Raw genomic sequence first — 13178 nt, forward strand, 5'->3', positions numbered from 1 at the left:
TTAATAAATGGTTATTTTTGTTTGCATCGCTAACTGAAAACGATCCATTTTAATGCTTCTGAAGTGATAAATCATTATTTTTATGGGCATTTTTATGAGAGATCGAAAGAAAATATACTGGATTTTTAAAAATATGTCACATGAAAGACGCTAAAGTAATTGAGCTTGAGGAAGTATCCATACGATTTTCCGGTGATTCAGGAGATGGAATGCAGTTGACCGGAACGTTATTTTCGGACACCTCTGCACTTTTCGGTAACGATATTTCCACCTTTCCTGATTATCCTTCCGAGATCAGGGCTCCGCAGGGAACCGTGGGAGGTGTATCGGGGTTCCAGGTACAATTTGGGAAGAAACAGGTCAATACACCGGGAGATTATGCACATGTGTTGGTTGCCATGAATCCGGCGGCCGTAAAAGCGAATGCCAGCTTTATGAATCCGGGCGGAACCATCATTTTTGATGTGGATTCATTCACCGAAAAAAATATGGAGAAGGCTAATTTTAAAACAAATGATCCTTTTGCCGAATGCCATCTGGATGATTTCAATAAAATTCCGGTTCCAATTACCAGTTTGACCAGAGAAAGTTTGAAGGAGTACGGGCTGGACAATAAATCAGTACTGCGTAGTAAAAATATGTTTGCGCTTGGTCTGGTTTGCTGGATGTTTGGCCGTCCGCTCGATTATATTGAGACTTATCTGAAAAAGAAGTTTGCTAAAAAGCCGCTTGTGGTTGAAACTAACCTGAAAGTTTTACGGGACGGGTACAACTACGGGATGAATATGCAGCATATGACGCCGCAATATATGGTACACCCTGCGGCAATCGAAAAAGGATTGTACCGGAACATCAACGGTAACCACGCGACTGCGATGGGGCTTCTGGCTGCTGCTGAAAAAGCAGGATTGGAACTTTTCCTGGGATCATACCCCATTACCCCGGCTACCGATATTCTTTCAGCTTTGTCTGAGCGCAAGGACCTGGGGGTGAAAACTTTCCAGGCTGAAGATGAAATAGCCGGTATCTGTACCGCGATTGGCGCTTCGTTTGCCGGCGATTTGGCGGTTACAACCACTTCCGGTCCGGGCTTCGCGCTGAAATCGGAAGCGCTTGGTTTATCTGTTATGACAGAACTTCCGCTGGTGGTCGTGAATGTTCAGCGCGGGGGGCCGTCAACCGGCTTGCCAACCAAGACAGAACAATCGGATTTGTTGCAAACGCTTTACGGGCGAAACGGCGAAAGCCCGGTTGTGGTCATCGCGGCCAGTACGCCGTCCGACTGCTTTTACTATGCATATTTGTCGGCTAAAATAGCGCTTGAGCGCATGTTGCCGGTTGTATTACTGACCGACGGCTTTTTGGGTAACGGCAGCGAACCCTGGCGTGTGCCGGCCATGGATGAGCTTCCGGAAATTAAACCTCGTATCGCACAAAATAAAGATACTTTTAAGGCCTATGCCCGTGATCCGGAAACTTTGTCCCGTGAGTGGGCAGTGCCGGGAATGGCCGGCTTTCAGCACCTTGTCGGCGGTTTGGAAAAGAATGTTGCCGGCTCGGTGAGCCATGCCCCGGAACAGCACCAGAAAAATACCGAATACCGGACAGAGAAGGTGGAACGTGTTGTCGAAATGATTCCGACGCTGGATGTATGCGGCGATGCTTCAGGCGATCTGCTGGTTGTAAGCTGGGGTGGAACATACGGACATACGCTCAGCGCGGTCAGGGACATGCGCCTGGAAGGAAAAAATGTTAGCCTGGCGCATTTCAACTTTATCAAACCGCTTCCAAAAAATACCAGGGAAATATTCAGCCAATTCAAAAAAATTGTTGTTTGCGAATTGAATATGGGGCAGTTTGCCGCTTATCTGCGCGATAAAGTTCCGGGATTTGAATACCACCAGGTGAACAAAGTGCAGGGCCTGCCTTTTACGGTGCTTGAATTGAAAGAGAATTTTAACAAATTGCTGGAGGTTTAAATCATGCAAGAATTCAACTATACGATCAAAGATTTTAAGAGTGAGAACGAAGTTCGCTGGTGTCCGGGATGTGGCGATTATGCGATCATGAATGCCGTGCAGCGTACGATGGCCGAAATGAATGTTCCGCATGAGAAATTTGCTGTCATCTCCGGTATCGGATGTTCGTCACGCTTCCCTTACTACATGAGTACTTACGGGTTTCACTCGATTCACGGACGGGCCACGGCGATTGCCTCGGGTGTTAAAGTGGCCAATCCCGATCTGAATGTTTGGGTTATTACCGGCGATGGCGATGCGATGGCGATTGGCGGAAATCATTTTATCCACCTGGTTCGCCGTAATATCGACCTGAACCTGGTTCTCTTCAATAATAAAATTTACGGTTTGACCAAAGGGCAATATTCACCGACGTCCGACCGGGGAGTGGTTACCAAAACCTCGCCTTTCGGTACGGTAGAAGATCCTTTTGTGCCGGGACAACTGGTACTGGGGGCCCGGGGTACTTTTTTTGCGCGGGCAGTCGACAGTAACGTGAAACACACCCAGGCGGTGCTGATGGAAGCAGCCAAACATGCCGGCACTTCGGTGGTTGAAATATTGCAAAACTGCGTTATTTTCAACGATGGAATCCACGAACAGATTGCCGATCCGAGATACCGCGCTGAACGTCAGTTATTTCTCGAGGACGGTAAGCCCATGATTTTCGGACAGGAGAATGAAAAGGGACTGGTGTTTGAAAATGCCCGCTTGAAAGTGGTGACTATCGGACAGGATGGTTACACTGCAGATGATATCCTGGTACACGATGCCAAAAATCCGGATCCGATACTTCATATGGCATTGATTAACATGAGTTTTCCCGATTTTCCGGTAGCGATGGGGGTTATTCGCAGTGTGGAGGCTCCTGTTTATGACCGGGAAGTGGTGAAACAAATTCAAACGGTACAGGAAACCCGAAAAATCTCCAAGGTGGAAGAATTGCTCCGTTCAGGGAATACCTGGGAAGTGAATGAACCGGGCAGCAAAGAACCGGTTCCGTTTTTTCAGAAAAAATGCCAGCTTAACGGGCAATAAGATAAAAAAATGTTTCAAAAAAGAGGCTTCGGCCTCTTTTTTTGTTTTCGGCAGACAGATTTTCTCCTTAACTTCACTAAGTTCATTTTCTCGCGGGCAATTTTAAACCGAATATTATGGAAAAGCTCGAACATATTAGCCTTGCATCAATTTACAAGCACAAAAAAAGTGATCGCGATATCTTTGAAGAACTCATGCCGACAAAGGTCAAAGAGGTCATGTTGGTGGCTACTTTGTACGACAGTTACTCCATCGTGCGCGAGGGGCAGTTTACCGATAAAATATTTGGCGAGTTTTTGCAACTCAACCTGTACACCTATCCGCGGTTTACCAGTGTGAACTCTGAAGCCGAAGCGCTGCGAATGCTTAGGGTCCGCGATTTTGACCTGGTTATTATCATGGCTGGCGTTGATAAGGTGATTCCCGTAAAAATGGCCGATGTCATCCATCACCGGAAACCGGATGTTCCGATCTTGCTTCTGGTGAACAACAACGGGGACCTGCGTTATTTTCAGAAATCAGCTCATCAATTCGCATCAATCGACCGTGTTTTTGTTTGGAACGGCAATTCCAACGTCTTTTTGGCCATGATAAAATATATTGAGGATAAAAAGAATATCGAAGCCGATACAAAAAACGGAAACGTAAGAGTTATTTTGCTGGTAGAGGATTCCATTCAATATTATTCGCGCTATTTACCGATGATGTACACCAACATCATGACTCAAACGCAAAACCTGGTACAGGATGAATCGGCCGATGAATTGCACATGATCTTAAAAATGAGGGCGCGTCCTAAAGTAATTCTGGTAAGCACCTACGAAGATGCGGTCAAGATTTTGAATAAATACCGCGATTACCTGCTGACGGTCATATCGGATGTTAAGTTTCAGCGAAACGGTGTGGAAGATGAAGATGCCGGGATTGAATTGCTTCGGTATGTGAACCAGATTTTACGTTTCCCGATTCCTGTTTTATTGCAAAGCCATGATATCAAGAATGCAGCAAGAGCAAAAGAGGTGGGGGCCGAGTTTATCAACAAGAACTCGGAAAATCTTTCCATGGATATCCATAACTTCATTTACAAGCGTTTGGGCTTTGGGAATTTTGTTTTTAAAGATGAACAGGGTAATCCGATTATGGTCGCTCATAACCGGCAGGAATTTCAGGATATGTTTAAAGTGGTGCCGGATGAGGCTTTAGCTTATCACGGAAAACGTAATTCTTTTTCAACCTGGCTGATGGCCCGGGGCGAAATTAATATTGCCGAGCAATTGTTGCCCTACCGTTTCGAAGACTTTAGCAGCCCGGATGAACTGCGGCAATTTTGTCTGGATGTATTTGAACGGGTGCGCCTGAAAAAACTCAGGGGGCGTATTGTTAATTTTGATCCGGACCTGTTGAAAAGCGAACGCTATGTGGTTCGCATGGGAAAAGGTTCACTGGGAGGAAAAGGGCGTGGTGTCGCCTTTATGAGTAATTTTATTGAAAATATCGACTTCAAAAAGATTATTCCGAATATTAACATCCGCATCCCGGCCACGGCGATCATCGGAGCCATTGAGTTTGATAAATTTCTGGAAATAAATAACCTGCACGAAGATATTTACAGCAGTAACAACTACGAACATATCCGGTCGCTCTTTTTGGAGTCAGGTTTGAGCGAAGGTCTGCGCGAAAAGCTGTATAAATATGTCGAAAAGATAATACGCCCCTTGGCAATCCGCTCGTCCGGTTTGTTTGAAGATTCGTTGTTGCAGCCCTTTTCCGGAGTTTATTCTACCTACCTGATTCCCAATAACCACCCGGATATACAGGTCAGGTACCGCCAATTGGAAACAGCAGTTAAATTAGTTTATGCCAGTATCTTTACCGACTCGGCCGTGGCTTATTTTGATGCGGTAAACTATAAGATTGAAGAAGAAAAAATGGCGGTAATCATTCAGGAAGTGGTGGGGCACGAGCATCACGGCCGGTATTACCCGACGATCAGCGGGGTAGCCCAGTCGTACAATTATTACCCGGTATCGTATATGGAACCGGAGGATGGTTATGCCGTGGCAGCCTTGGGTTTGGGAATGTACGTGGTGGGTGGTGAAAACGCCTATCGGTTTTGTCCGAAGTACCCCCATATTAATCCCAGCAGTATCAAAGATCAGGTACGGGATTCACAACGAGAGTTTTATGCTCTGGACATGAGCCGGCACGATATCGACCTGGTGAAGGGCGGCGAAGATGCAGCCATCGTCAAACTCCATATTCGGGAAGCCGAAGCCGACGGCACGCTGGAACATTGCGCTTCGGTATATGATCCGGAAAACGACGATTTATTACCCGGGCTTGAAGTACGCGGGCCGCGGGTGATTAATTTTGCCAACGTATTAAAATACAATCAGATTCCATTGGCAGCAACACTTAGCTTCTTGTTGCGCCTGTTTCGCGAAGCGATGGGCTCGCCGGTGGAAATGGAATATGCCATTGATCCGGAAGGCGGCGACGATGGAGAACCGACATTTTACCTGCTTCAGATCAAACCCCTGATCCGGCTCGAAGAAGATTTGGTGATTGACCTGGGAGATATGGACCGGGAGAAAACTTTATTGTATGCCAAGCGGGGCATGGGCAACGGGAAGCTGGAGGGAATCCGCGATGTCATTTATGTTCCGGCAGAAAAATTTGATAAAACAAAAACAAAAGAAATTGCCCGCGAAATAAGCCATTTTAATAAAAAGATGGACATCGCTGGATGTGAGTATATTTTGATTGGTCCTGGTCGCTGGGGAACCCGCGACCCGTTTACCGGTATACCGGTTACCTGGGCTCAAATTTCGAGGGCGCGGGTCATCCTCGAACTGGGTCTGTCGGATTTTCCGCTTGATGGTTCGCTGGGCTCTCACTTCTTCCATAATGTCACCTCCATGAATGTGGGCTACTTCTCTGTTCCGCATAATTCACGGGATGTCATGGTCAATATGGATATGTTGAATAAACAAAGCCTTGTTGAAGAACTCAGCTTTGTCAAACATGTACGCTTCGATCGCGAACTGAACGTTTTGATGGACGGGCGTAAACGTGAAGCCTTAATCAGTATCGGCGGCGATTAGCTGTTCCAGATTTCCCAGGACTTTTTCGCTTGTAAATGAAGCATTTCCAGTCCGTTTTTAATCGTGGCGCCCTGCTCTTTCCCTTTTTTCATGAACAGGGTTTCTTCGGGGTTGTACACCAGGTCAAACAATACATGATCGCTGGTTAGTTTTTCATACGGAATGTTCGGACAGGCATCAACTTTCGGGAAGGTTCCCAGCGGCGTGGCATGTATGACGATCAGGTATTCTTTCAGCAGGTTGCCGTCAATCTGTTCATAACGGATTTCTTTTTCAAAAAGTTCGGCTTCGATCGAGGCCGAAAGATAGTCGATACCCAATTTGCCGAGAATGTATTTGATGGCTTTTGACGCGCCCCCGGTGCCAAGAATCAGGGCTTTTTCGTGCTTCTCATTCAGCAGGGGTTTCAGCGAATTTTCAAAGCCGTACACATCGGTATTGTATCCCTTTAATTTCATCTTTCCGGCATCTCGGATAATTTTTACCGTATTGATTGCGCCTACTGCTGCAGCCTCCTGGTCAATCTCGTCCATAAACGGCATAATTTGCTGTTTGTACGGAATGGTGCAGTTTAGGCCTGCAATGTGGTCATTCTTTTCAAAAATTCCGGGAAACTCATTGATGCTGTTTAGTTCAAAGTTGACATATTCATGTTCTTGCAGATTTTCTTTTTCAAATTTTTCCGTAAAAAATCCTTTCGAAAATGAATATCCCAGGCGATGCCCAATTAATCCGTATGTTTTCATCTTTATTTCTTTATTTCTTTATCAGTTTCTTGCTTAATCCTTCAACAACAAAAATAAGAGCAAAACCACCGGCGGCAAGCAGTAAGGCATAAGCCAGTTGCGGGGCCTGCCCGGTCAGTTCGAGGTAATTTGTGGGCAATACGTTTTGTTCAATCAGTGGTTTTTCGAGTCCGTGGCGGTCAATAAAGGTTTCGATCACCTGTTTCCAGGGCCAGACTTTATTCAGCGAGCCGATCATAAAACCGGCAAGCAGGGCGATTGTGAGGTGATAATATTTTTTTAGCAACCACGACAGAACATTGGAAAAAGCAATGATCCCGATAGCCGCACCCAACAGGAAAATGGCGATCACCGGAATGTTAAAGTCGGAAACGGCTCCCAGGATAAACCGGTACATGCCCAGTAAAACCAAGATAAAACTTCCTGAAATCCCGGGCAGGATCATAGCGCAAATGGCAATGGAACCTGACAGGAAAATGAACAGATAGCTGGTATTGGCTTCAGCAGGGGTGATCACCGTAATAAACCAGGCGATAACGACCCCTGTGATCAATGAAATAAAGGTGCTTAACGACCATTTTTTGATGTCTTTGGCCACATAAACGGCCGATGCGACAATTAAGCCAAAGAAAAATGACCACACCAGGATGGGATGATGATCAAGCAAATATTTCAAACCTTTTGCCAATGAAACGATGCTGATGCCAATTCCTAAAACCAGGCTAAGCAGGAAGCGGGCGTTTACAGCTTTCATGAAATCACTGAATTTACCGGAGAGTAATAATTTCAGGGCCGAAAAATTGATCGATTTGATTGAGTCGATCAATTCCTGGTAAATACCGGTAATAAAAGCGATTGTTCCGCCCGAAACGCCGGGAACAACGTCGGCAGCGCCCATGGCTAACCCTTTAAGCGTAATTAAAAGGTAATCTTTAGTGGTTCTTTTCATTTTTAGAAAATTAAGTGGTCCGGCCGTTCTCCCGGGGTTCGCTGAAAACGGAATTTGGCAAAAATAGTGTTTCGGGAGCAAATATGGCGGAGTGAATCGAAAAATTTATTTATGGTTAGAAACGCAGCACCGTGATATGCAAAATATGCCGCCTGTTTACAAGCTAAAATAAAAACGATCTCACCGGTATGTTGTTCCCGTGGAGATCGTTTTTGCAGCTAAATTAACGGATGTCATTTAATCGTCGTCGTCGTCATCGTCATCGTCATTTTCAAAGCAGGTAATCTCTTTTATCCTCTTTTTGAGCAAATGAGTGAGATTCGGGTTCGTTTCATCGTTAAAAATCAACACGCCGTTTTCGTCAGCCTGTGCGTAGGCAAGATTAATGCTTTTAAAAAGATTTTCGAGTTTAAAAAGGACTAAAATGTCAGTGATGACACCTTCACTGATCATAATTCCGTCATCGTCCTCAACCTCAACTTCAAATTCGCTTGATGTACTGAATTCAAAAGGAACTTCACTGTTATCGGCCAGTAGAATTATTCCGTTTAGCATGATCGACTTTCCCCCTTCCAGTACACCCGCTGTTTCAAATTCGATCTCTTCATACAATCCGGGCGTCACGGTTGTCCAGTTTATTTCAGGAACGGCAACTCCTGTGAGCAGATTAACCGCAAAGGGTCCGGTAAATACAACTTTTTCAGGGGTATCCGCATTTTCGTGCTCAAACGGTTCTAATTCAATTTTCTCGATTCCGATATGAGCGTCGCTGATTTCTACCGATTTTGCATAGATACCTGCAGGATCGGAACTCAGTGTGGATGCACTCTTCATCGTGCCGGAAGTACTGGCTTTAAAGGTAAGTTTTACGCCAGTTTGCCCTTCAGGGTCGTCATGATTACAAGCCGTCATCACCAAAAGACATACAGCTATTACCATCTCCAAAACATTCTTTACTGTTTTCATGTAACTTAGCTTTAAGTATGGATAATTTTGGTCTATCGTTACTTGAACGTTTTAGGTGTGCCTGATATTGTAATTTGCTTTTTTTTGAAGGTCAATGTCTTTTGGAGCGTAGAAAAAGTCTTTCACATTGCGAAAGGCTTAAAAATAACTTATAGACCGGATTGTCTGCTGTGCTCCGCTTATTCTAACAGTTCATAGTCATGCATTTCTTTCATGAACGACACAAAATCGTCTTTTCGTTCCGAGTCCATCCAGGTCATGGCGCTTCTCGGATGTTCATTCAAGGCTCCTGTGATCAGGTAGGGGACATGGTAGCCCCAGTCTATCTTTTGCTGCCAGGGCAGAATCTCTTCCTGAATGGCCCGTAATAAAGGTAATAAACGGTATTTCGGATTTTTTAGAAAGGCGATCAGGATTTCAATCGGGCAATTTCCTGCGCCACGTCCCATGCCCAACAGGGTCGCGTCGAGGTAAGTTGCGCCTCCCATCAGGGCGGTAATGGTATTCGACATAGCCAACTGCATATTATTGTGTGCATGGATGCCGATTTCTTTGTCTCCCAGGGCGTTTTTGTATTTATTCAGTAAATGATCAACGGTTTCGCAGTACATACTCCCAAAACTGTCAACCAGGTAAAAAACCGGAACACGGGATTGGGCGACATCTGATAGCGCTTCTTCGAGGTCGCGTTCGTTGACCTTCGAGACAGCCATCAGGTTAATCGTCGTTTCATATCCTTTATCCATACAGTGGTGAGCCAGATCGATGGCTTTATCCATTTGATGTACGTAACAGGCCACACGCATCATGTCGATAGCGCTTTCGCCGGCAGGGGGGATATCATCGGGATCAATCCGGCCAATGTCGGCCATGGCCGATATCTTAAGTTTGGTGTTGTTCTCTCCCACAATACGCCGTAAATCACCATTTGAACAAAACTTCCAGGGACCGACCTCATTCCGGTTAAAGGCTTTTTCGCTGCTGATATAGCCGATTTCCATATAATCAACTCCGGCTTCCAGGCAGGCATCGTAAACACCCTTCACAAATTTATTGTCGAACTGCCATTTATTCATCAATCCGCCGTCGCGAACAGTACAGTCCAGCACTTTAATATCCTTTTTATACATAAGTTAAGTAATACTGATTTTTGATTGGCTGAATAATTCCAGCTCTTTTTTTATGTTATGATGGATCATTGTTTTATAGACCTCTTCAATCATATCGGCCGAAAGGTTTAATTCTTCGGCCCAGGCCCGCCTTTGTCGATAAACCTGATCCTGGCGCGATTCAGCAACAATACTGGCTTTGTCGGTTTTAAAACGTATTATTTCGTTGACATATTCCTGGCGTTTGGCGATCAATTCGACGACCATTCGGTCAATCCGATCAATTTCGTGCCTGATTTCATGAATATTTGTACAGGATTTTGCCTCTTTCATAATTTCATGATAATTGTCACAAATATAATAAAATGAAGATAAATTGAGGCTAATTATTGGAAAATGAAATATATTTCAACGATATAGTTGATTTTCTTAAAACATTTTTCTGTTTTTTAATAAAAAAAGTATCCTATTTTTTTGGATAATTGGATTTAGTCTCTATTTTTGCATCATCAATAAAAAAAGAGTAGAATATCTGAGATGAAAAATACAACTTCTGCAATAATGAATCTGAATAACGCAAACATGATGATGTGTATGTGTTGTGGTTCTTTTTTGCAGAAGGAAAGAAGTTAGATTTGGTATATTAGATTGAATCTGAATAAAACGAAAAGCCCTTCTGCAACAGCAGAGGGCTTTTTTGTTTTTAGGCGGTTGAGAAAGATTTAAAAATTGACATAACAGAATGAACAAAGAGCGAAATGAGAGAGAAACCTTACCGTAGTGTTGTAAAAAGTATTTCGTGGAGAACGATCGGAACCATGGACACCATGCTGATTGCCTGGCTGGTGACCGGACATCTTGATTTTGCTGTGACTATTGGCGGAGTTGAATTGTTTACCAAAATGTTTCTATACTTTTTGCACGAACGTACCTGGAACAAGATCAAATTCGGGAAAATTGACAGTTCAAACATCGAGTATCAAATCTGATAGCCATGAAGAAAAACTTTTTACCCATAGCCATCAATATTGCCGGAGAAAAAATCCTGATTATTGGAGGAGGGCAAAGCGCCTGGAAAAAGATACAGATTTTTAACCGTTTTGATGCCTCGCTGGAGGTGGTTGCGCTAACCGTTTGTGACGAAATTAAAAACAGCGGGATTTTATATCGGGAAAAAGCCTACGAAAAGACTGACCTGAAGGGCTTTCTGCTTCTCTGTTCGTGCACAAACAACCCGGAACTTGACCGGCAGATTGCACTTGACGGAAAGCAAACAGGTGTTCTGGTCAATATTCACGATCAACCGGCTCTTTGCCAGTTTGTATCTCCGGCTATTTATCAACGAAATAATATGCGGGTGGCTGTTAGCTCAAATGCAGAAGATGTGTTTGAATCCATCCGGCTTAGAGACGAAATAAAAGAATATTTGGAAAATAAAAACAAAACTGATGAGTATTAAATTGAATCCTTTAAATGAAGCGCAGGCAAAAGCGCTTGAGCAATTACTTGAGGGCGCTCAGCCCCAACAGTTGATCTGGCTGAGTGGTTATTTTCAAGGGTTGACGGCGGGTGGGGATCAACAAGTGAAGCCGGATGCTCTTGTTCAAAGCCAACCAGAGGCGCTTGCGGCCGCGATTTCACTGACTATTTTGTACGGTTCGCATACCGGCCGCAGTGAAAGCCTGGCCAAAAAACTGAAAGAAAAGTTTGCCCGGCAATCGCTCAGCGCTTCGGTTTTTCCGATGGATGATTATAACACGAAGCAGCTGGAAAATGAAAAAAATGTATTCATCATCGTGAGCACGCACGGAGAGGGCGAACCGCCCGAAATGGCTGAGGATTTTCACCGCTTCATCACCGGCAACCGGGTCCCGAAACTTCCGGGTCTGAATTACTCGATCCTGGCCTTGGGCGATAAGAGTTACAAATTGTTTTGCCAGACAGGACTGGATATGGACGAAGCCTTACGAAAAGCAGGAGCCAGTGAATTGGTTCCCCTCGTCGCCTGCGATGTGGATTATGAAGAAGACGCTGCCAAATGGATAGATGCCGTTGTGGCTAAAATAGCGACTCAGGTTCCGGTGAGCCCGTCATTGTCGTTGAATGGATCTGAAGTTTTGGAAGCGGTTGTCTATAACCAGAAAAATCCATACCGGGCAACAATCCTGGATAAAGTGAAAATTACCGGACGCGAGTCTGACAAGGAAGTTTATCATGTTGAAGTTTCACTTGCCGGATCCGGTATTTCTTATCAACCGGGTGACTCGCTTGGCATCCTGGCCGATAATCCGCCTGCACTGGTTGAGAAAATACTCGAAAGCTTAAAGCTGGATGCCGGAGCGATCGTCAAAATTAAGAAGGGTGAATTTACACTGGAAAATGCACTGCGGCATCAATTGGAAATTACGCTGCTCACAAGGGATGTTATTCAAAAATATGCTGAAAAAACCGGCTTGGAGGCCGTTACAAAAATAGTGGATGAAGAAGCATTACTCGATCAGTATTTATGGGGGCACGATGTGCTTGATTTGATCCAGGAGTTTCCCTTTGCGCTGACTGCCCAGGAACTGGTTGATCTGCTGCGGCCTTTGCCTCCGCGTTTGTATTCGATTTCCTCCAGCCAGGATTTCGTCGGAGATGAAGTCCACATCACGGTGTCAACCGTTCGCTACGAAAACAAAGGAAGGGAACGTCAGGGAGCAGCGTCAACTTATCTGTCCGACCGGATTGAGATTGATCAGGAAATCCCTGTATTCATTGAACGTAACCCGGGCTTCAGATTGCCTCAGAATGAAGAAACGCCTATTATTATGGTGGGGGCGGGAACCGGAATTGCTCCATACCGGGCATTCCTGCAGCAACGCGAAGCTTCGAACCAGAAAGGAAAAAGTTGGCTGTTTTTCGGCGAGCGCCGGTTTAGCTCCGATTTCCTGTACCAGATTGAATGGCAGAAGTACCTGAAAAAAGGCTATCTCGGAAAGATTGATCTGGCCTTTTCACGCGATCAGCATGAGAAAGTTTACGTGCAGCACCGTTTGGCCGAGCAACAAGCCGAGCTGTTCAACTGGCTGGAAAATGGCGCCAGTTTTTACCTGTGCGGCGATATGAAACACATGGCCAAAGATGTACAATCAACCTTGCTGGATATCCTTCAAACACAGGGTGGTATGAGTGAAGAGCAAGCCAGGGAATATTTCAGAAAACTGAAAAAAGAAAAGCGTTTTCAGGCCGATGTGTATTAAGTGATC

At 44.9% G+C, this 13178-nt stretch carries 11 protein-coding genes; 6 read left to right on the forward strand and 5 right to left on the reverse strand.

Annotated elements, in window-relative coordinates; genetic code table 11:
* Nucleotides 1–140: 140 nt before the first annotated feature.
* From AC6H3C_RS11860 to AC6H3C_RS11870, 3 genes are all read left to right on the forward strand, one after another.
* Nucleotides 141–1979 carry a 2-oxoacid:acceptor oxidoreductase subunit alpha gene (locus AC6H3C_RS11860; protein WP_497521037.1) on the forward strand — a complete coding sequence of 613 codons (1839 nt, stop codon included), beginning with the start codon at nucleotides 141–143 and terminating at the stop codon, nucleotides 1977–1979.
* 3 nt (nucleotides 1980–1982) lie between these two features.
* Nucleotides 1983–3056: a 2-oxoacid:ferredoxin oxidoreductase subunit beta gene (locus AC6H3C_RS11865; protein WP_497521038.1), complete on the forward strand. Its 1074-nt coding sequence runs from the start codon at nucleotides 1983–1985 to the stop codon at nucleotides 3054–3056.
* Between the two features lie 116 nt (nucleotides 3057–3172).
* On the forward strand, nucleotides 3173–6160 hold the full coding sequence (locus AC6H3C_RS11870) for a PEP/pyruvate-binding domain-containing protein (RefSeq protein ID WP_497521039.1): 2988 nt from the start codon (nucleotides 3173–3175) through the stop codon (nucleotides 6158–6160).
* Here the strand turns inward: AC6H3C_RS11870 and AC6H3C_RS11875 are convergent.
* The 5 genes from AC6H3C_RS11875 to AC6H3C_RS11895 form a co-directional block, all read right to left on the reverse strand.
* A complete protein-coding gene (locus AC6H3C_RS11875) occupies nucleotides 6157–6906 on the reverse strand; it encodes a shikimate dehydrogenase family protein (protein WP_497521040.1) in 750 nt (249 codons plus the stop codon). The two genes, AC6H3C_RS11870 and AC6H3C_RS11875, sit on opposite strands and share 4 nt — an antisense overlap.
* A 10-nt stretch (nucleotides 6907–6916) precedes the next feature.
* Complete coding sequence (locus AC6H3C_RS11880) at nucleotides 6917–7855, reverse strand: polyprenyl-phosphate transporter (RefSeq protein WP_497521042.1); 939 nt, start codon at nucleotides 7853–7855, stop codon at nucleotides 6917–6919.
* Nucleotides 7856–8092: 237 nt separating this feature from the next.
* Nucleotides 8093–8821, reverse strand: a complete 729-nt coding sequence (locus tag AC6H3C_RS11885; protein WP_497521044.1) for a hypothetical protein — start codon at nucleotides 8819–8821, stop codon at nucleotides 8093–8095.
* A gap of 179 nt (nucleotides 8822–9000) precedes the next feature.
* Nucleotides 9001–9951: an aldolase catalytic domain-containing protein gene (locus AC6H3C_RS11890; RefSeq protein WP_497521046.1), complete on the reverse strand. Its 951-nt coding sequence runs from the start codon at nucleotides 9949–9951 to the stop codon at nucleotides 9001–9003.
* Nucleotides 9952–9954: 3 nt separating this feature from the next.
* Nucleotides 9955–10263 carry a chorismate mutase gene (locus tag AC6H3C_RS11895; RefSeq protein WP_497521048.1) on the reverse strand — a complete coding sequence of 103 codons (309 nt, stop codon included), beginning with the start codon at nucleotides 10261–10263 and terminating at the stop codon, nucleotides 9955–9957.
* Nucleotides 10264–10688: 425 nt separating this feature from the next.
* Between AC6H3C_RS11895 and AC6H3C_RS11900 the strand changes: the two genes are divergently transcribed.
* From AC6H3C_RS11900 to AC6H3C_RS11910, 3 genes are read left to right on the forward strand one after another with little or no spacing between them, the layout of a single operon-like run.
* Entirely contained in the window at nucleotides 10689–10919 is a 231-nt protein-coding gene (locus AC6H3C_RS11900) for a DUF2061 domain-containing protein (protein ID WP_497521050.1), read from the forward strand.
* Between the two features lie 5 nt (nucleotides 10920–10924).
* Nucleotides 10925–11389: a precorrin-2 dehydrogenase/sirohydrochlorin ferrochelatase family protein gene (locus tag AC6H3C_RS11905; RefSeq protein ID WP_497521052.1), complete on the forward strand. Its 465-nt coding sequence runs from the start codon at nucleotides 10925–10927 to the stop codon at nucleotides 11387–11389.
* Entirely contained in the window at nucleotides 11379–13172 is a 1794-nt protein-coding gene (locus AC6H3C_RS11910) for an assimilatory sulfite reductase (NADPH) flavoprotein subunit (protein ID WP_497521054.1), read from the forward strand. The genes AC6H3C_RS11905 and AC6H3C_RS11910 overlap by 11 nt, the downstream gene beginning before the upstream one ends.
* The last annotated feature ends 6 nt before the right edge of the window (nucleotides 13173–13178 follow it).

This window comes from Gaoshiqia sp. US2 (genome assembly GCF_059705485.1).